Here is an 18,890-nt window from a genome sequence, read left to right on the forward strand (position 1 = left end):
AGAAGTGCCGGGAAGGCAGGCCCATGACCACCAATGGTCGGGGGTGTCGGCCGGGTTTCCCTAAGATAGACGGGTGACTGCTTCCCTCGTGGCGAAGGACCTCTCCGGAGGCCACGCCCACCGCACCCTCTTCTCCGGCCTCAATCTAACGGTCGCGCCCGGCGACGTCATTGGCGTGGTCGGGGCGAACGGCGCCGGCAAATCCACGCTGCTCAGTCTCCTCGCCGGAGTGGACACCCCACTGGGCGGCACGGTCACCACCACCCCCACCGACGCTTTCGTGGGGTGGCTGCCCCAGGAACAGGACCGACTCCCCGGCGAAACCATCGAGGGTTACCTGGGACGCCGCACCGGAACGACGGCAGCGACCGCGGCCATGGAGGAGGCCGCCGACGCGTTGGCCTCCGGCACCACCGCAGCGAACGACGCCTACGGAACCGCCCTGGACCGCTGGATGGCGTGCGGCGCGGCCGACCTCACCGAACGCATCCCACCCGTCCTCGCCGAGCTGGGCCTGACCCTGGCCCTGGACACCCCGATGACCGGCCTCTCCGGCGGACAGGCCGCCCGCGTGGCGCTGGCAGCACTACTGCTCAGTCGGTTCGACATCGTCCTCCTGGATGAACCCACCAACGATCTCGACCTGGCGGGCCTGGCCCGTCTGGAGGAGTTTGTGAGGGGCCTGCGGGGCGGCGTCGTCCTGGTCTCCCACGACCGCGAGTTCCTGGCACGCTGCATCACCACAGTGGTGGAACTGGACCTCGCGCAGCGCAGCGTCGCCGTGTACGACGGCGGCTACGACGCGTTCCTCGAGGAACGGGCTGTGGCGAAGCGCCACGCGCGGGAAGCATACGAGGAGTTCGCCGACAAGAAGGCCGATCTGGTCTCCCGCGCCCGCACCCAGCGGGAATGGAGCTCCCAGGGCGTCCGGAACGCGATGAAGAAGAGTCCTGACAATGACAAGATCCGGCGCCGGGCGTCCATGGAGTCCTCGGAGAAGCAGGCCCAGAAGGTCAGGCAGATGGAGTCGCGGATTTCCCGCCTCGATGAGGTAGCGGAACCGCGCAAGGAGTGGCAGTTGCAGTTCAGCATCGGTGAGGCCCCCCGCTCCAGCTCCGTGGTGGCGACCCTGAACGCCGCGGTGGTCCGCCGCGGCGGGTTCACCCTCGGACCGGTATCCCTGCAGGTCAACGCCGGCGACCGGATTGGCATCACCGGCCCCAACGGCGCCGGGAAATCAACCCTCCTCGGGTTGCTGCTGGGCCAGCTGGCGCCCGACGACGGCGGGGCGGCGCTGGGAGCGAGTGTCGCCGTCGGCGAGATCGACCAGGCGCGCGGCGTGTTTGCGGAGACCGAGAAACTCGGCGATGCCTTCGAGGCACTGGTTCCCAGCCTGAACCGGGCCGAGGTCAGGACCCTGCTCGCGAAGTTTGGGCTCAAGGCCGACCAGGTCGGCGGCACGGTAGGCAGCCTGTCCCCCGGTGAACGCACCCGGGCGGCGCTGGCACTGCTCCAGTCCCGCGGGGTGAACCTGCTGGTGCTGGACGAACCGACCAACCACCTGGACCTACCGGCCATCGAACAGCTGGAGGAGGCGCTGGAACACTACGACGGCGCGCTGCTCCTGGTTTCCCACGATCGCCGGCTGCTGGAGAACGTGCGGTTGGATAGCCGGTGGACGGTCGCCAGTGGACAGGTCAGCGCCAGCTGACCGTTAGATCAACCCGTCTGGGACCGGCCCCGGATTGTGGATTTTAGCCGAGGGATTGCTGACTTCAGCGCTGGCTTGACCCTGGCCGCGGTGGACTGGGCGAAGCGTATCCCGTCGCGGGCAAGCGGCATCGCCCGGGAGTACACCGGGTAGAGCGGTGAGAGGGGTTTGTCCCACGTTCCGGCGAGCTGGTTCTCGTGCTTGGCCCAACCCATCTTGAACTTGGAGACACCGTCGTTCAGGAGCCCGTTGAAGTCGTAGCGCACCGCGCCGCGCTCCTTCATCGACTGGATGGCCAGCCACTTCAACGCGTAGTTGGCGCGGAGGTGCTCACCCGCTGCGGTCATCCCGCCGTACAGTTCGAACACCGTGTTCTCGCTCACCGACAGCCAGAGGAAGGCCACGACCTCGTCACCCTGGAACGCCGCATAGACGGGCGACGCGCTGCCCAGGTTGTCGAAGATGTCCAGGTAGTAGCGGTCCTCGTGGATGCCGAACCCGGCACGGTCAGCGGTCTCCCGGTACACCCCAAGACACTTCGGCAGCTCCGCGCGGGTCACTTCCTGGTACTGCAGGTCCTCCCGCCCGGACTTCCTGATGTACTGCCGGTGCTTCTTGCTCATCGCGGCCAGCAGCTCATCCTCGCTGAGGGTGAGGTCGAGAATCAGGGTGCGCCCAATCAGGATGGTGCTCTCGGTGCTGCGCCAGCCTGCTGCGGCGAGGGCACGGGCCGGGGCGGCGTCGGCCTCCCAGTCGGGCTCGATGCACAGGGCCACCGGCCGGTGGGCGCGGCGGGTGTACACCTCAAGTGCTGCCAGCACCTCGGCTTCCCGTCCAGGGAGGGTCTGCGGTCCGCGCGGGCAGTAGGCGAGCGCCCGGAACGGCAGCGGCAGCTTCCGGAGCAGCAGCTGGGCTGATCCCACGAGTTCGCCGCCGTCCTGCACCAGGACACGGTCAACACTCCAGCCGTGGCTGGCCTTTGTCTGGCCCCAGCCCCAGAGCTGCTGGGGGTGCCCAAACAAGGCGTTGACTGAGGCGTCCCACCGGGACTCGTCGGTGCACTGCACAACAGAAAGGGTCATGCCCTCAACCCTAGCGCCGATCACGGGGCAGTCCCGCAGGTGGCTTCGTCGCAGTCCCCTTCAGACGGCCACCCGATGGCCCTCCTTGAACAGTCCTACTTCAGGCGTGCGTAGCTTTCCCACTTGTGCGCCTGGTGCTCGCCGTCGACCACGCGGATCGTTCCGGACTTGGACCGCATCACGATGGACTGGGTAAGGACCTTGCCCTTGTTGTAGCGCACGCCGCGCACCAGGTCACCGTCGGTGATGCCGGTCGCCGCGAAGTAGCAGTTGTCGCTGGTCACGAGGTCGGAGGTGGACATCACGCGGTCGAGGTCGTGGCCGGCGTCGAGGGCCTTCTGCTTCTCCTCGTCGCTGGTGGGCCAGAGGCGGCCCTGGATGACGCCGCCGAGCGACTTGATGGCGCAGGCGGCCACGATCCCCTCGGGGGTGCCACCGATTCCCATCAGGGCGTCGACATCGGTGCCTTCACGGGCTGCGGCGATGGCCCCGGCCACGTCACCGTCCATGATGAACTTGGTGCGTGCGCCAGCGGCGCGGATCTCGTCGACCAGCGGGCGGTGCCGGTCGCGGTCCAGGATCATGACGGTGACCTGGTTGACCGACTTGCCCTTCGCTTTAGCGATCAGGTGCAGGTTCTGCTTGACGGGCAGGCGCAGGTCCACCATGTCGGCGGCCTCGGGCCCGGTGACCAGCTTTTCCATGTAAAACACCGCTGAGGGGTCGAACATGGTGCCGCGCTCGGCGACGGCCAGCACGGCGATCGCGTTGTTGATGCCGAGGGCCGTCAGCCGGGTTCCGTCGATTGGGTCGACGGCGACGTCGCACTCGGGTCCGCTGCCGTCGCCGACCCGCTCGCCGTTGAACAGCATCGGGGCTTCGTCCTTCTCGCCCTCACCAATGACCACCACACCGTTGAAGTGGACGGTGGAGAGCAGGGAGCGCATGGCGTCCACCGCCGCGCCGTCGGCCTTGAGCTTGTCCCCGTAGCCGACCCAGTGGCCGCCGGCAATGGCTGCTGCTTCGGTCACGCGCACCAGTTCCAGCGCAAGGTTGCGGTCCGGCTCATCGTCGCCGACGGCGAGGGCGCGCGAAAGCGTTGAATACTGGGCTGATTTGGCGGTGTTAGACACGTCAATCCTCATCGTCGAAGCGGTGCTGTGCCATCGCTGGCGAAAGCTGCGGGACTTATCCCCTGCGCCCAATCATAGTAGGACCGGTCCAGCCGCACTATGCGTGACGGCGGACGTCCCGCAGTCCGGGAGGGCCATCGTTTAGGCAGGCACCCCGGGTGTGGTGGAAAATAGAACCGTGAGCACCCCCCAGCCCGGACCATCAAACACTTCCGCCGACAGCGCCCCCCGTCCCGACGCTGACCAACAGTTCACTCCTGTCCTGACCCCGAAGCAGGCGAAGCGGGCCAACTCCACGGTGATCGGCATGCTGATCGCGGTTGCCGCGACCTTCGGCCTGGTGCTGCCGGTGCTGCTGCTCAACCCGACCCATACCGCCGAAACCTACGCGCGGGACATCGACGTTCCGAACGTCTCCGCGGAGGCCGCTGACATTGCCGGGTATGTGCCCCTGGCCCCCGACCTGCCGGAGGGCTGGACCTCCAACTTTGCCCGCTGGAATCCGGGCGGCAGCGACGGCGTCCCCTTCTGGGAGGTCGGCTACCTCACCCCCGAACGGCAGTTCATTCAGCTCACCCAGACCAACAGCGCCAACCCCACCTGGACTGCGCAACGGCTCGACGGCGCCCAGCTCTCCGGCCAGCGCACCATCGGCACCCTCGACTGGGAGCTGTTCGACTCCTCCTCGGGGGATTCCTTCCTGACCACCGAGACCGACGAGTTTACCCTGATCCTCAACGGCACCGCCGATCTCGCCGAATTCGATGTGCTCGGCGACGCAATCCTGAACGATCTCGCTGCCCCCTAGGCTGCTTGTCCGGGTCACCGGCCCGAAATCGAAGGGTCACAGTCTCAGGAAACCTGGGCCATGCGGCGTAAGGTAGGCCCCGTGAACAACCAATTGACTCCTGCCGATGCCTGGCAGCGACTGCGTGATGGAAACCAGCGGTTCGTCACGGGGACGTCCTCGCATCCCAACCAGGATGCCCTGCACCGGGCGTCACTGGTCGAAACCCAGCACCCGTTCGCCGTCATCTTCGGATGCTCGGACTCCCGGCTGGCCGCTGAGATCATTTTCGACCTCGGCCTCGGCGACGTCTTCGTGGTGCGCACCGCCGGTCAGGTCATCGACGACGCCGTCCTGGGCTCCCTTGAGTTCAGTGTCAGTGTGCTGAACGTCCCGCTCATCGTGGTGCTAGGCCACGACCGCTGCGGCGCCGTATCTGCCACCATGGATTCCCTCGATTCCGGCGTAATGCCGGTGGGCTTCCTCCGTGAACTCGTGGAGCGGATCACCCCCTCGGTCCTGACCTCCCGCCGCAACGGGGTCACCGACCTCAACGCGACAGTTGTCGAGCACATCAAACAGACCTCGAAGCGCATGGTGGACTCCTCCCGGGTCATCGCCGACGCCGTCGAGCAGGGCTCGACAGCCGTGATGGGTGTGACCTACCGGCTGGAGGACGGCAAGGCGGAGATCGTCTCAGGAATCGGCGACCTCTAGACGGCAGCGCCCGGCGGTGTTCAGCCACCGCAGGGGATTCCCGCTGCATTTCGATGTGGCGCCGAGCAGGATTTGGTTCGCTGCAGCCCCAGCGGAGAGAATTGGCGCATGACTCAATCGCCTGGATCCGACGCCGAATTCCGTATTGAACACGACACGATGGGCGAGGTCCGGGTTCCGGTCAACGCCCTGTACCGTGCACAGACCCAACGCGCCGTGGAGAACTTCCCCATCTCCGGCACCCGCCTGGAGCGCGCCCACATCGAAGCGCTGGCCCGCATCAAGAAGGCCGCAGCCACCGCCAACGCCGAACTGGGAGTGCTCGACGACGAGCGTGCCCGCGCCATCGAGGCCGCCGCCGAAGAGGTGGCGCAGGGCAAGTACGACGGCGACTTCCCGATCGACATCTACCAGACCGGCTCCGGCACGTCATCGAACATGAACATCAACGAGGTCGTCGCCACCCTGGCGACCCGAGCCCTCGCCGCCGCGGGCAGCGAAACCACTGTTCACCCGAACGACCACGTCAACGCCTCCCAGTCCTCCAACGATGTGTTCCCCACCTCGGTGCACGTGGCTGCAGCGTCAGCACTGACCAAGGATCTGGTCCCCGCACTGGAATACCTGGCCGCCTCACTGGAGCGCAAGGCCGACGAGTTCAAGACCGTCGTCAAGTCCGGCCGCACCCACCTGATGGACGCCACACCGGTCACCCTCGGCCAGGAATTCGGCGGGTACGCCGCGCAGATGCGCTACGGCGTCGAGCGTATCCACGCCTCACTCCCCCGGGTCGCCGAAGTACCGCTGGGCGGCACAGCAGTCGGCACGGGGATCAACACCCCCGCCGGATTCTCGGCTCGGGTCATCGAACTTCTCGCCAGCGACACCGGACTTCCCCTCACCGAGGCCCGCGACCACTTCGAGGCACAGGCCAACCGCGACGGACTGGTCGAGGTGTCGGGCATGCTCCGCACCATCGCCGTATCGCTGACCAAGATCAACAACGATTTGCGCTGGCTGGGCTCCGGCCCCAACACGGGCCTCGGCGAGATCGCGCTACCCGACCTGCAGCCCGGCTCGTCCATCATGCCCGGCAAGGTCAACCCGGTCATCTGCGAAGCGGTCATCATGGTGTGCGCCCAGGTGATGGGCAACGACGCCACGGTGGCCATCTCCGGAACCAACGGCGCGTTCGAGCTCAACGTCGGCATCCCCGTCATCGCCCGCAACGTCCTGGAATCGGTGAGGCTCCTGAGCACCTCCACCCGGGTGATGGCCGACAAGATGATCGACGGCATCACCGCCAACGAGGAGCGCGCCCGGTTCCTGGCCGAGGCGTCCCCCTCGATCGTGACCCCGCTGAACAAGTACATCGGCTACGAAAACGCCGCGAAGATCGCCAAGAAGGCGGTGGCCGAGGGGCTGACGGTCCGGGAGGCAGTCGTCGCGCTCGGGTTTGTGGAGCGCGGGGAGCTCACCGAGCAGCAGCTGGACGACTCACTCGACGTCCTGTCCATGACCCGACCGCCGCAGTAACTAGCGCTTCCCGCACAGACACGGCCCTGAGGATCAGGTCCGCCGGTTCCTCCCGGCGGGCCTTTCCCTTGGGGCCGTTTCTGTGCCCAGACTTATTATTTTGCACTCTTAGCTCTATCGTGCAAATATGTACTCCGTGGAAAATAGTGCAAAAAATGAAGACGGCGGCCTGCGCGAACGCAAACGGCTGATTACCCGGTCAGCCATCTGCGACACCGCCCGCCGGCTGACCATCGACAAGGGGCTCAGCGGCTTTACCGTCGAGGAGCTCTGCGAGCAGGTCGGCATTTCCCGGCGCACCTTCTTCAACTACTTCCCCACCAAAGAAGACGCGGTGCTCGGCCACAGCGAGGACCATCAGCCGAAAGACCTGACTGACGCCTTCCTTGCCAGCGCCGGGTCCGTCCCCCTACTGACCGCGCTGGCCGAGCTGGCCGCCTCCACCGGCGAGCGCCTCGCCATCACGCGGGAGGAGTTCGCGCAGATGCATGCCCTCATGCAGCGTGAACCCCAACTGCTCGTGAAGCTGTTCGGCGACTCAGCGGTCCGGCACAAGGAGTTCGCAGCCCTGATCGCCCGCCGTGAGGGCATGACTGCTGACGACCCCCGCGCCGCCATGGCCGCCGAGCTCATCGGCCGCATCGCCTGGCTCTCCACTCACGCGTTCTTCCGCGACGAGGAAAGCCAAAGCTACCGCGACATTCTTGAATCCAACATCGACGCCGCAGGCTATCTCTTTAACACCGGCGCCCCACACCACACCCCCGAAGGAACACCATGAGCTCGACCGCCCAGAAGGAAAAGGGGCCGCTGCTGCTAACCCAGAAGCGCATCTGGATCATCTTCTCAGCACTCATCGCCGGCATGCTGCTGGCCAGCCTCGACCAGACCATCGTCTCGACGGCGATGCCCACCATCGTGGGGCAACTCGGCGGCGTCGAACACCAGACCTGGATCACCACCGCCTACCTGCTCGCCACAACCATCGTGATGCCGATCTACGGCAAACTCGGCGATGTGTTCGGCCGGCGCAACCTGTTCCTGTTCGCGATCGCCCTGTTCACGATCGCATCGATCGGCTGCGCCTTCGCCACCGACTTCTGGGCCTTTGTGATCTTCCGGGCCATTCAGGGTCTCGGCGGCGGCGGGCTGATGATCCTCTCGCAGGCGATCATCGCGGACATCGTCCCCGCCAGCGAGCGCGGCAAGTACATGGGCCCCCTGGGCGGTATCTTCGGCCTCTCGGCGGTCGCCGGTCCCCTGCTCGGCGGGTTCTTCGTCGACAACCTGACCTGGAACTGGGCCTTCTACATCAACATCCCCATCGGCGTCGCGGCCTTCGCCGTCGCCTGGTTCACCCTCACTCTCCCGTCCAAGCAGGCCACCAAACGGATTGACTACTTCGGGATTGGGCTGCTGTCCATTGCCACCACCTGCCTGATCTTCTTCACCGACTTCGGTGCCGACCCTGCAGAGGGCTGGACCTCACCCCTCACCTGGGCCTTCGGCGTCGGGCTGGTTCTTGCCGTGACCGCGTTCATCATGGCAGAGCGCCGTGCCGAGGATCCGATCATCCCCCTCAGCCTCTTCCGCAACAGGGTCTTCATCAACGCGACGGCCATCGGCTTCACCCTCGGGCTGGGCATGTTCGCCGCCCTCGCGTTCGTTCCCACCTTCCTGCAGATGTCTTCGGGTACCTCGGCAGCGGTCTCCGGCCTGCTGATGTTGCCCATGATGGTGGGCCTGATGGGCATGTCGATCTACTCCGGTCTGGCCATTTCACGGACCGGGAAGTACAAGCCCTACCCCATTGTCGGAACCAGCTTCACGATCGTGGCGCTGCTGTGGATGACCACGCTGACCGCTGACACCCCCATCTGGGTGATCTGCGCCCAGCTGTTCCTCTTCGGCGCTGGGCTCGGCCTGATCATGCAGGTGATCGTCCTCGTGGTGCAGAACGCAGTCTCCGCCGACATGATCGGCACCGCGACCAGCACTAACAACTACTTCCGCGAAGTGGGAGCTTCCCTGGGTGTCGCAGTGTTCGGTGCCATCTTCACCAGCCGCCTCACCGAATCGCTCACCACCACCTTCACGGGGTTCGGTTCGACGCCGGCGCAGGCCGGTGAGGCGTCAGCAACTATCGATCCGCAGACCCTGGCACAGTTGCCCGACCCACTCAGGGACGCGATCGTGGCCGACTACGCGAACTCCCTCGCGCCGGTGTTCTGGTACCTCGTACCGTTCCTGGTCATCGCCCTGATCCTTGCCGTCACCCTCAAGCACATCCCCCTGTCGGAAACCTCGGGCATGGTGGCCAGGGGTGAGGCGATTGGCGGCGAGGACGCTGAACGCCTCGAACGCGAGCGCGCCTCGGTGCCCGCCGGGGGGACCACCGCGACCGCCGGGGGGACCACCGCGGCCGGCACGGCCGGAAGTGAGGCACCCGCCGACCACGACTCCGAACCGGAGGCCCGTCCGGCTCCGGGACCGGATTCCCGCTAGCGCACGAAGTGGGGGACGCCGTCAGCCGTGCGGGCCGATTCGATGAGCTGGCGGTGCCGGGTGTTCAGGTCGGGCAGGTCGTCGAGGGGGAACCACTGCACGTCGGTGGACTCGTCGTCGTTCACGCGGGCGTCCCCCGAAACGTACCGGCAGCTGAAGTCGGAGGTGAGGAAGGTGCACACGTCCCCGTTGGGGAAGGTTACCGGCCCCACTACCTCCACCCGGATCAGGTGCTCCACCCGGGCCACCACCCCTGTCTCCTCAAGGATTTCCCGCACGATGCCCGGTGCCGGTTCCTCGCCGGGCTCAAGCATTCCGGTGATCACCGTCCATTGCCCGTTATCGGTACGTTTTCCGAGCAGCACCCTGCCGTCGTCGTCGAACACCACGCCGCCGACGCCGGGCAGCCAAAGCGGCGCGTGCCCGATCTTCTCGCGGAGGGACAGGACATAGTCAGGGGTCGGCATCCCTTCAGCCTAGCGACGGGATCGCCAGGACCAGTACCGCGCCGCCGATCATGAACGGGCCGAACGGAATCGCCGACCTCAGGGTGCCACGACGGCTGGCGATCAGGGCCAGCCCCCACAGCCCAGCAAGGCAGAATGCCGCAAAGGTCCCCCACAGCAGGTATCCCCACCCGGCGAACCCGAGATACAGTCCCAGCAGGCCGGCGAGCTTCACGTCTCCGAAGCCCATCCCCGCCGGGTAGACGATCCTCAACATGAAGTACACCAGCCAGAGCAGCGCAGCACCGATGAGCATGGCGAGCACCCGGGAGGGCTCTCCGGCGATCAGGGCGCCCGCCGCCAGCAGCACCGCTGCCACCGGGTAGGCGGGGAAGATGATCCGGTCCGGCAACCGGTGGGTGCGGGAGTCGACGACGGCGAGCCGGACACCCACCACCAGCAGGACACCCATCGCCAGGGCGAGAGGCAGGACCGCCGGCGGGCTCCCGGCGGCGTACCGGATGAGGATCTCGGTCATGGATCCCAAGCTACTGCCTCCGCTCTGGTGCAGTGAATGGCGGCGGTTACACTGTGGATATGTCGGCAACCCACAGCGCCACCCCCGCAGCCACGTTCCGGTCGCTGTGTCGGTCGTCCCCGTGGAGATGGGAGACGTTGCGCTTCACTGTGGCCTGGCGGAGTGCCGAATCGGACACCCGCCCGCTGAAGGCATGGCTACGTCGGCCGGCCGCGCTGCGGGTCGAGGACGACGACGGCGTGCTGCTGCACAGTACCACCGGCACTGCTGGCTCCCGCGATGCGTTGTATGTCAGTGCCACCCGCAAGTCCTGGCTACTGGCACCCCGGCTCATCACCCCCGTCTATAACGACGCCGGCTTTGTGCTGAGGCGCCCGGAAGCCGCCTACGGTGAACCGGCGTTCGGCGACCCACGGTGGGCCGCCATGCTGGACCCGGTTGAGTTCGCCGGTGATTCGCCAGTCGCCTTCGAATCCCCCTTCGCCAACCGGGTGGAACTGGAGAATATTGTGGAGGAGGAATTCGAGGGCCGGCCGGTGCTCAGCGCCATCGCCACCCCGAACCTCACGTACAAACCCTTCACTCCGGGCTACCCCCTCATCGGCCGCGGCCGGACCGAGGTGAAGGTGGACGTGGGCACCGGAATTTGCGTGTCCACGCGGGCACTGGACGGGGAGTTCGCAGGGGGCGGGCACTGGCTCCGCATCCTGGGCGTCGATGAATACATGATCGATGACCACTTCGTGGACTCGGGGATGGGCCTCACGGACGTCAGTTCCCACATTCCGTGGAATGTCAGCTGACCGTTCCCCGCATCAGCTGACATCCATCGGCACTGCTGGTTTCCAGCTCTACATCTTTCCCGCTCCTCGATGTTTCCCTTCCCTAGATCTCGGCACCCTCCAGGAGTTCGGTGACGAGCGCGGCAATAGGCGACCGCTCCGACCGGGTCAGGGTGATGTGTCCGAACAGCGGATGCCCCTTGAGGGTTTCCACCACCGCGGCGATCCCGTCGTGGCGACCCACCCGCAGGTTGTCCCGCTGGGCCACATCGTGGGTCAGGACAATTTTGGAATTCTGCCCGATCCTGCTCATCACGGTGAGGAGGACATTCTTCTCCAGTGACTGGGCCTCGTCGACGATGACGAACGAATCGTGCAGGCTCCGGCCCCTGATATGGGTGAGCGGGAGCACCTCGAGCATGCCGCGGTCCATCACCTCCTCCACCACCTCCTGCGACACCAGGGCACCCAGCGTGTCGAAGACGGCCTGCGCCCAGGGATTCATCTTCTCGCTCTCGCTGCCGGGCAGGTACCCCAGCTCCTGGCCACCGACGGCGTACAGCGGCCTGAAGACCACCACTTTCCGGTGTTCACGGCGTTCCAGGACTGCCTCCAGGCCGGCGCAGAGGGCCAGCGCCGATTTTCCGGTTCCGGCGCGCCCGCCCATCGAGACGATCCCCACTTCCGGATCCATCAAGAGATCGATGGCGAGCCGCTGCTCGGCTGACCGGCCGTGGAGGCCAAAGACATCCCGGTCGCCCCGGACCAGGCGCACCTGCTTGTCGGCACCGACCCGGCCGAGGGCTGACCCCCTCGGCGAGTGCATCACCAGCCCGGTGTTGGCGGGCATCTCGGCGGCCTCGGGAAGGAACACCGGCTGGTGCTCGTAGAGGGTGTTGACGTCGGCCTCGGCCACATCCAGTTCGGCGACCCCTGTCCACCCGGAATCGGTGACCAGCTCACTGCGGTACTCGTCGGCCTTCAGGCCCATCGCCGAAGCCTTGACGCGCATCGGCAGGTCCTTCGACACGACCGTGACGTTCCTGCCCTCGTCCGAGAGGTTCTTGGCCACGGCAAGGATCCGTGAATCGTTGTCTGAACTTCTGAAACCTGCCGGCAGCACCTCGGTGGAAATATGGTTCAGCTCAACCCGCAGCGTTCCGCCCTCTTCCCCGAGAGGGATCGCCTGGTTGAGCCCGTTGTGCTGCACCCGCAAATCGTCGAGCAACCGGAGCGCCTTGCGTGCAAAGTAGCCCAGCTCGGGATCGTTGCGTTTGGCTTCCAGCTCACTGATCACCACGATCGGCAGGATCACCTCGTGCTCTGCGAACCTCAGGATGGCCCGCGGATCTGAGAGCAGTACCGAGGTGTCCACCACGTAGCTCCGGCTGCCGAGGCTTTCGACAGACGAAAGGCCCGCCTCGGCAAGGATGACTTCGTCATCAGTGCTGGTGCGGGCCTTCGTGGTGGCAGTGGGCGGGAGGCTGTGGCCTGAGTCAAATGAACGCTGTTGGGTGTCAGTTCTAGTCATGTGGACTCCACGGGCGGGGCGTGCAATCCCCGACTTGTGATGAATGGGTGGGGCAGTGCGACCATGAGGCCTGGCACGGCCTCCCCAGACGTGGCGAGGTGCTGGTGTGCCCTGTTCGCTGCATCGGTGGCCTCCCGACCAGGCGGCTGGTTGCCCCCTGATGGAGTCGAGAATACGCCGCACAGCAGGGCCCCGAAAATATGGCGCGGCGTGTCGAAAATAATTCCCGATTAACTTTCGGTTGGGGCGCTAGCCACCGAACCGTCGCTGCCGACGTCCGTAGTCGCGCAGCGCACGGAGGAAGTCGACCCGGCGGAAATCAGGCCAGAGGGCTTCACAGAAGTAGAACTCGCTGTACGCGCTCTGCCACATCAGGAATCCGGAGAGCCGCTGCTCCCCGGAGGTCCTGATCACCAGGTCCGGGTCCGGCTGCCCCCTCGTGTACAGGAAGGAGGAGATCTGCTGGTCGGTGAGACCTTCCGCGACCTCCGGGAGGGTTTCGCCGTTCGCTGCCGCGGCGAGAAGCAGTTCCTTCACCGCATCGACGATCTCCCGGCGTCCGCCATAGCCCACCGCAACGTTCACGTGCAGACCGTCGATGTCACGGGTGTGGGTGGCGAGGGAGCACAGCTTGTCCGACAGATCAGCCGGCAGCAGTTCGAGTGCACCAACGGGTTGCACGCGCACCCGATTGCTCTCCCCCAGCCGGTCGAGGGTATTGGCAATGATGTCCAGGAGCTGCTCGATCTCCTCCGGAGAGCGGCTCATGTTGTCGGTGGAGAGCATGTAGAGGGTCACTACTTCGACGCCAAGTTCCTCACACCACCCGAGAAACTCGTGGATCTTGTCGGCGCCCGCCTGATGCCCGTCACGGGTCGGTGCACCCGCCAGTTTGGCCCACCGCCGGTTACCGTCGACCATCACGCCAATGTGGTGCGGAATCCGGTCGGGGCTCAGTGACCGCTGCAGCCGGCGTTCATAGAAGTTGTAGGCGAATCCTGGAAACTTCGTGGGGTGGTTCACCTGTCCTACTTCCTGAGGTGCTGCGGCTGCACCGATGCGTCGCTCGATTGATCTACTCCTAAGGTACCGTCATGGAACCGATGCGCCGCCGTCGATACTGTGGCGTTCACCAGAACTCCAGACAATCAACACATTACCGGGCAGTAACATAGCTGCCCGCCGGATAGAATTACCGCATGACCCTCAGCTCCCCCGGCGACCTCAAACCAAAGCTGCGCGGCTGGTTGCATGCGGGAGCCACACCGTTGGCGCTGGCCGCCGGAATTGTCCTGGTTGCGATCGCCCCGACGGCCGCCGGGAAGATCACCTCTGCCATCTACGCGTTCACCGGGGTGCTCCTGTTCGGCATCAGCGCGGTGTATCACACCGGTACCTGGACAGACCGGACCCGTGTGGTCCTCAAACGCCTGGATCACACGAACATCATGTTGGTGATCGCTGGGAGCTACACTCCGCTCGCCTGGGCGCTCCTTGAACCGTCAAAGGCAACCGTATTGCTGTGGGTGATCTGGTCCGGTGCCATCGCGGGAGTCCTCTTCAGGGTCCTGTGGGTGAACGCTCCCCGCTGGCTCTACGTACCTGTCTATGTGGCACTGGGGTTGGGCGCGCTGTTCTATTTGCCGGAGTTCTTCGCCGCGAGCCCCGCGGCTGCAATCCTGATTATTGTCGGAGGCGCCCTGTATATCGCCGGCGCTATGTTCTACGCGCTCAAGCGACCCAATTTCAGTGCAAAGTGGTTTGGCTTCCACGAACTGTTCCACGCATTCACGGTGGCAGCATTCACTGTCCACTTCATCGCCATTGTCATCGCCGTCCTGAATCCCGTCTGAAAACTCCTTGACCGCCACCGACCGCAGGAGTAACTTCTTAATCAACCAGTTAGTTGATCAAGAGTTAGGTTGATTAGTGTGGATGATCCGGGTGACGAGCTACTTGACCGGGCGTTCCTGGCCCTGGCCGACCCGGCCCGGCGACGCATCATCGCGCGACTCAGCCGTGGACCCGCCACGGTCAACGAACTGGCAGAGCCCTTCGAGATCAGCAAGCAGGCGGTCTCGAAGCATATCCAGGTCCTCGAGCAGGCACAGTTGGTCACCCGCACACGGGATGCCCAGCGCCGGCCCGTCCATCTGGACCCCGCACGGCTGGAGGCACTCACCGCCTGGATTGACCAATACCGTCTGGTGCGTGAAGGGCAGTTCCGGAGCCTCGACGCCGTGCTGAAGTCCCTTGCCGCCGACAGCGGCAAACAGTCACACGAGAGCGCAAAGGATCCATCATGAGCAACTCACTGAAACTCACTGTTCCCGACGGAGTCCCCTTCATCGACTTCGAGCGCGAGTTCGACTTCCCGGTGGAACTCGTATTCCAGGCCCACGCGAAGCCCGACCTAATCGGGCAATGGCTGGGACCACGGCGGAACACCATCGAGGTTGACCACTACGATTTCCGATCCGGAGGAACCTACCTGTACCGGCACACCGGTCCCACGGGTGAGACGTATACCTTCAGCGGCGTATTCCACACCGTGCGGGAGAACGAGTTCGCCATCCAGACCTTCGAGTTTGGCGGGTATCCGGACGTCGTCAGCATCGAGTTCCTCACCTTCGAGGACCTCGGCAGCGGGCGCTGCCGTCTCATGGGCCATGCCGTCTACCCCACCCAGGAGGCGCGTGACGGGATGGCTGCTTCAGGCATGGAGGGTGGGATGTCCGAGGGCTACGACCGGTTGGAAGAGCTCCTCGCATCGGCGAACGTCTGAGCGGCGGCCGCAAGAGATCGACCGGGGTTACGCCTCCGGCGGCATCGGACCCGGCAGGTTTGGGCTCGGCTGGTTTGGGCCCGGCAGGTTTGGGCCCGGCAGGTTTGAGCCCGGAAAACCCGCCGGTGCCCGCCTAGCGGTCGCGCGGCGTGAACCCCGGACGATCGTCTGAGGAAGCCGGTGCACCGGAGGGGCCCTGGGCGTCGGACCTGCCGTTCGTCCCATCCGGCTTCGTGCCGTCCGGCTTGACGCCGTCCGACATTAAGCCGTCCGACGTCGCGTCGTCCGCCATCGACTGGTAGCGCACGCGCCGGATCCGGCGGGACATGTCCCTGACCAGAAAGATGACAGCTACTACCAGCACCAGGGTGGCAAGGAACCCCAGCAGTCCGGGAGTCACCTGGGAAGGATCAAGTCCCGGCCTCAGCCCGTCCTCTTGATCGGGAGTGGGGCTCACGGCAGACGCCAGGTTGAGCAGGTAATTCACAATGCACCACTTTCAGGGGAAGGACGGGCCACAGGGCCAGACCTACCTATTCTATGCCCGCGAAGAAGTCAGCTTCGGGCAGTGTAGCTTCCACACGGGAGTCGATCAGTGAGTAGTCTTCCCAGGGCCAGACCTCCCGCTGCAGGTCTGAAGAGACGGCGAAGAAGAAGCCCTCCGGGTCAACCTGGGTGCGGTGGGCGCGCAGCGCACGCTCGCGATGTTCGAAGAATTTGCCGCACTCGATCTGGGTGGTGGTCTCGTGGGTTGGTGCCGGGGCCTGATGGCCCTCGGAGTCGGCTTCCAGCCAGGCCGCGATCCGCTCCGCATAGGGCGACTTTAGGCCAGCCCGTTCCAGTGCTTCGTGCAGAGCACGGAACCGTTCGGGGTTGAAGGCGCGGTCGTAGTACAGCTTGGAGGGCGTCCAGGCCTCCCCGGTGCCCGGATACCGGTCAGGGTCACCCGCTGCATGGTAGGCCTCGACGGCGACCTTGTGGGCCATGATGTGATCCGGGTGAGGGTAGCCACCGTTCTCGTCGTAGCTCAGGATGACGTGCGGGCGGAACTCGCGGATCAGCTTCACCAGCGGTGCCGACGCGCGCTCCAGGGGCTGCAGCGCGAAGCAGCCGAAGGGCAGCGGCGGGAGGGGGTCGCCCTCGGGCAGGCCCGAGTCGGTGAAACCCAGCCAGCGCTGGCTGATGCCCAGCTCGCTGGCGGCCTGCGCCATTTCCAGCCGTCGTAGCCCGGCCAGGTCACGCAGGGCGTGGGCTTCGCCTGCCATCTTTTCGTTGAGGATGTCACCGCGTTCCCCACCGGTGCAGGTGGCTACCATGACCTCGACGCCCTCGGCCGCGTACCGCGCCATGGTTGCCGCACCCTTGCTTGACTCATCGTCGGGGTGGGCGTGGACTGCCAGCAGGCGATATCCCTGGCCCGGTGCGGACGCGCTGGATGATGGGGTGTTTTCCGGGGTGGGCAACGACTGCTCCTGTGGTTTGGTTAATCGCTTTAGGCAATAAATTCCGGCGGGGATAAAATGGTGTGCGATGGATACCAACCAACCGCCAGTATCAAGAGTAGCCAATCGCTACGGCACCCCCAAGCCGGGATTGTCGCGTCGGGCCTGGAAGCGGTTGATCTGGATTACCCTCGGCGTCGCGGTGCTGGCCACAGCCGTGTTCAGCGTGCAGACCTCCATTCCCGAGGTCTCGAGCAAGGACGTGGGCTTCAACATCCAGGACGCCGGGCGCGCAAGCGTCGACTACGAGGTCACCAAGGCCCCCGAAACCACTGTGCAGTGCGCCATTCAGGTGCTCAGCGAGACCTATGCAGTGGTGGGCTGGCAGGTGGTCGAGATCGGCCCGAACAGCATTGATGAAGGCACCGACGGCGGCCGGACCACCGCGCACCGCACCTCTCTGAGGACCGAGACCATCGGCGTATCGGGCGGGGTCAACGCCTGCTGGATACTGGAAGACACGACCTCTCCGTAGGCTGTCCGCAACGGCCGCTACGTCTCATTTTCACTACGTTTCCGGCATGGCCCCCCAGAACTACCTTGGGTTAACCCCACGAAGCCGACTACACTTGAGGCAATACGTTCGGCTCTCCCCAACCGGTGATCAACGGTGTATGTGGTCATCCAAGGGTGGGGCCTTTATTTGTTGCTAAGCCTGCTTACATCTCGTTGTGCAGGCTGTCACCATGCCGGAGCCTCCTGTATGTCGGGTTCCGGACATAGCTAAGGAGATGCCCGTGTCCACCAACAGTGCACCTGTCGCATGGCTTACCCAGGAGTCCTACGATCGCCTCAAGGCTGAGCTGGAGCATCTCTCCGGCCCGGGCCGGACCGAGGTTGTTGCCCGCATTGAACAGGCCCGCTCCGAGGGGGATCTGAAGGAGAACGGTGGCTACCACGCCGCCAAGGAGGAGCAGGGCAAGTCCGAGGCCCGCATCCGCCAGCTCACCGCCCTGCTGGAGAACGCCCACGTCGGCGAGGCTCCCGAGGACAACGGCATCGTGGAGCCCGGCATGCTGGTCCACGCCAAGATCGCCGGCGACGACTCCACCTTCCTGCTGGGCAGCCGCGAGGTCGCCGGGGATACCGACATCGACGTGTACAGCGAGAAGTCACCGCTGGGCGCTGCCATCCAGGGCAAGAAGTCAGGCGACAAAGTCACCTACACGGCCCCGAACGGCAAGTCCATCGAGGTTGAGGTCCTGTCGGCCAAGCCCTACGTCGGCTGAGCCAGCCCCTAGCGCCTGTTTGACTGCCGACGGCGGTCCGTCCCCTCGGGGGCGGGCCGCCGTTTCAGTACCAGCGCAGCGAGTAGTCCGCCGAGCGCTCCGAACAGGTGGGCCTGCCACGACACGTTGGATCCCGGCGAGGGCAGGACGCCCCACAGGATGGAGCCGTACATCAGGAACAGCACCCCGGCGAGCAGGATCTGGCGCACGCTGCGGTTGTAGAAGCCACGGACGATCAGGTAGGCGAACAGGCCGAACACCACCCCGGACGCACCGATGGTGAGGCCTCCACCAAAGATCCAGACGCCGATCCCCGAACCGAGCCAGCTGGCGGCGACCGCGACGGAGAAGCGCCTCGCACCTTCGAGGAAGGTCAGGAACCCCAGCACCAGGAGCGGGAAGGTGTTGCTGACCAGGTGTCCGACGCCCGCGTGGAGCAGCGGGGCGAACAGGATGCCGTCCAGGCCCTCGAGCTCCCGGGGGTCGATGCCGAGCCAGCCGACCAGACGCGTTCCGGTCAGGACATTGACCAGGTGGATGGCCCACAGCAGCGCCGTGAAGAGCCCCACCGTCAACAGCCCCGTGCGTGCGCGTTCGGCGAGCATG

21 protein-coding genes are annotated in these 18,890 nt (G+C 65.4%); 12 read left to right on the top strand and 9 right to left on the bottom strand.

Annotated elements, in window-relative coordinates; all coding sequences use genetic code 11:
* The first annotated feature begins 73 nt into the window (after positions 1–73).
* Complete coding sequence (locus tag HMI57_RS13065) at positions 74–1,711, top strand: ATP-binding cassette domain-containing protein (RefSeq protein ID WP_171586449.1); 1,638 nt, start codon at positions 74–76, stop codon at positions 1,709–1,711.
* An 8-nt stretch (positions 1,712–1,719) separates the two neighbouring features.
* Here HMI57_RS13065 and HMI57_RS13070 read toward each other — a convergent pair whose 3' ends face one another.
* Both HMI57_RS13070 and glpX read right to left on the bottom strand, forming a co-directional pair.
* Positions 1,720–2,793, bottom strand: a complete 1,074-nt coding sequence (locus HMI57_RS13070; RefSeq protein WP_171586450.1) for a peptidoglycan bridge formation glycyltransferase FemA/FemB family protein — start codon at positions 2,791–2,793, stop codon at positions 1,720–1,722.
* Between the two features lie 95 nt (positions 2,794–2,888).
* Positions 2,889–3,938 carry a class II fructose-bisphosphatase gene (gene glpX / locus HMI57_RS13075; protein ID WP_171586451.1) on the bottom strand — a complete coding sequence of 350 codons (1,050 nt, stop codon included), beginning with the start codon at positions 3,936–3,938 and terminating at the stop codon, positions 2,889–2,891.
* Positions 3,939–4,104: 166 nt separating this feature from the next.
* On the opposite strand from glpX, the gene HMI57_RS13080 reads away from it, so the two are divergent.
* The 5 genes from HMI57_RS13080 to HMI57_RS13100 all read left to right on the top strand — a co-directional run bounded on the left by HMI57_RS13080 (position 4,105) and on the right by HMI57_RS13100 (position 9,471).
* Positions 4,105–4,734 carry a DUF4245 domain-containing protein gene (locus HMI57_RS13080; RefSeq protein ID WP_346655208.1) on the top strand — a complete coding sequence of 210 codons (630 nt, stop codon included), beginning with the start codon at positions 4,105–4,107 and terminating at the stop codon, positions 4,732–4,734.
* Between the two features lie 81 nt (positions 4,735–4,815).
* On the top strand, positions 4,816–5,430 hold the full coding sequence (locus tag HMI57_RS13085) for a carbonic anhydrase (protein WP_318779129.1): 615 nt from the start codon (positions 4,816–4,818) through the stop codon (positions 5,428–5,430).
* A 108-nt stretch (positions 5,431–5,538) separates the two neighbouring features.
* Positions 5,539–6,966: a class II fumarate hydratase gene (locus tag HMI57_RS13090; protein ID WP_171586453.1), complete on the top strand. Its 1,428-nt coding sequence runs from the start codon at positions 5,539–5,541 to the stop codon at positions 6,964–6,966.
* A gap of 136 nt (positions 6,967–7,102) precedes the next feature.
* Positions 7,103–7,747: a TetR/AcrR family transcriptional regulator gene (locus HMI57_RS13095; RefSeq protein ID WP_171586454.1), complete on the top strand. Its 645-nt coding sequence runs from the start codon at positions 7,103–7,105 to the stop codon at positions 7,745–7,747.
* On the top strand, positions 7,744–9,471 hold the full coding sequence (locus HMI57_RS13100; RefSeq protein WP_171586455.1) for an MDR family MFS transporter: 1,728 nt from the start codon (positions 7,744–7,746) through the stop codon (positions 9,469–9,471). Before HMI57_RS13095 ends, HMI57_RS13100 begins: the two co-directional genes overlap by 4 nt.
* Here HMI57_RS13100 and HMI57_RS13105 read toward each other — a convergent pair.
* Positions 9,468–9,938 carry an NUDIX domain-containing protein gene (locus HMI57_RS13105; RefSeq protein WP_171586456.1) on the bottom strand — a complete coding sequence of 157 codons (471 nt, stop codon included), beginning with the start codon at positions 9,936–9,938 and terminating at the stop codon, positions 9,468–9,470. The two genes, HMI57_RS13100 and HMI57_RS13105, sit on opposite strands and share 4 nt — an antisense overlap.
* Before the next feature lie 4 nt (positions 9,939–9,942).
* A complete protein-coding gene (locus HMI57_RS13110; protein ID WP_225667903.1) occupies positions 9,943–10,389 on the bottom strand; it encodes an A24 family peptidase in 447 nt (148 codons plus the stop codon).
* Positions 10,390–10,514: 125 nt separating this feature from the next.
* Between HMI57_RS13110 and HMI57_RS13115 the strand changes: the two genes are divergently transcribed.
* On the top strand, positions 10,515–11,258 hold the full coding sequence (locus HMI57_RS13115) for a hypothetical protein (RefSeq protein WP_171586458.1): 744 nt from the start codon (positions 10,515–10,517) through the stop codon (positions 11,256–11,258).
* An 82-nt stretch (positions 11,259–11,340) separates the two neighbouring features.
* On the opposite strand, the gene HMI57_RS13120 is transcribed toward HMI57_RS13115, so the two are convergent.
* Positions 11,341–12,768, bottom strand: coding sequence for a PhoH family protein (locus tag HMI57_RS13120; RefSeq protein ID WP_205207910.1), 1,428 nt, complete (start codon positions 12,766–12,768; stop codon positions 11,341–11,343).
* Between the two features lie 249 nt (positions 12,769–13,017).
* Positions 13,018–13,791 (bottom strand): isoprenyl transferase, encoded by a 774-nt coding sequence (locus tag HMI57_RS13125; RefSeq protein WP_171586459.1) that lies wholly within the window; start codon positions 13,789–13,791, stop codon positions 13,018–13,020.
* A gap of 176 nt (positions 13,792–13,967) precedes the next feature.
* Between HMI57_RS13125 and HMI57_RS13130 the strand changes: the two genes are divergently transcribed.
* The 3 genes from HMI57_RS13130 (at position 13,968) to HMI57_RS13140 (ending at position 15,553) form a co-directional block, all read left to right on the top strand.
* Positions 13,968–14,621: a hemolysin III family protein gene (locus tag HMI57_RS13130; protein WP_171586460.1), complete on the top strand. Its 654-nt coding sequence runs from the start codon at positions 13,968–13,970 to the stop codon at positions 14,619–14,621.
* Positions 14,622–14,699: 78 nt separating this feature from the next.
* Positions 14,700–15,074: a metalloregulator ArsR/SmtB family transcription factor gene (locus HMI57_RS13135; RefSeq protein WP_171586461.1), complete on the top strand. Its 375-nt coding sequence runs from the start codon at positions 14,700–14,702 to the stop codon at positions 15,072–15,074.
* The gene (locus HMI57_RS13140) at positions 15,071–15,553 is read left to right on the top strand and encodes an SRPBCC family protein (protein ID WP_171586462.1); all 483 of its coding nucleotides are present in this window, start codon (positions 15,071–15,073) and stop codon (positions 15,551–15,553) included. Before HMI57_RS13135 ends, HMI57_RS13140 begins: the two co-directional genes overlap by 4 nt.
* Before the next feature lie 133 nt (positions 15,554–15,686).
* Here HMI57_RS13140 and HMI57_RS13145 read toward each other — a convergent pair whose 3' ends face one another.
* Together HMI57_RS13145 and mca are read right to left on the bottom strand one after the other, a co-directional pair.
* Positions 15,687–15,953, bottom strand: coding sequence for a hypothetical protein (locus HMI57_RS13145; RefSeq protein WP_171586463.1), 267 nt, complete (start codon positions 15,951–15,953; stop codon positions 15,687–15,689).
* Between the two features lie 133 nt (positions 15,954–16,086).
* Positions 16,087–17,016, bottom strand: a complete 930-nt coding sequence (mca, locus tag HMI57_RS13150; RefSeq protein ID WP_171586464.1) for a mycothiol conjugate amidase Mca — start codon at positions 17,014–17,016, stop codon at positions 16,087–16,089.
* Between the two features lie 67 nt (positions 17,017–17,083).
* Between mca and HMI57_RS13155 the strand changes: the two genes are divergently transcribed.
* Positions 17,084–17,530 carry a DUF4307 domain-containing protein gene (locus HMI57_RS13155; RefSeq protein ID WP_171586465.1) on the top strand — a complete coding sequence of 149 codons (447 nt, stop codon included), beginning with the start codon at positions 17,084–17,086 and terminating at the stop codon, positions 17,528–17,530.
* A 256-nt stretch (positions 17,531–17,786) separates the two neighbouring features.
* Positions 17,787–18,284 (top strand): transcription elongation factor GreA, encoded by a 498-nt coding sequence (gene greA, locus HMI57_RS13160; protein WP_171586466.1) that lies wholly within the window; start codon positions 17,787–17,789, stop codon positions 18,282–18,284.
* An 8-nt stretch (positions 18,285–18,292) separates the two neighbouring features.
* Here greA and HMI57_RS13165 read toward each other — a convergent pair whose 3' ends face one another.
* Positions 18,293–18,889, bottom strand: a complete 597-nt coding sequence (locus HMI57_RS13165) for a rhomboid family intramembrane serine protease (protein ID WP_171586467.1) — start codon at positions 18,887–18,889, stop codon at positions 18,293–18,295.
* Position 18,890 lies beyond the last annotated feature (1 nt).

Origin of the sequence: Arthrobacter sp. 260, assembly GCF_013116745.1 — a bacterium.
Taxonomy (GTDB): Bacteria; Actinomycetota; Actinomycetes; order Actinomycetales; family Micrococcaceae; genus Arthrobacter_D.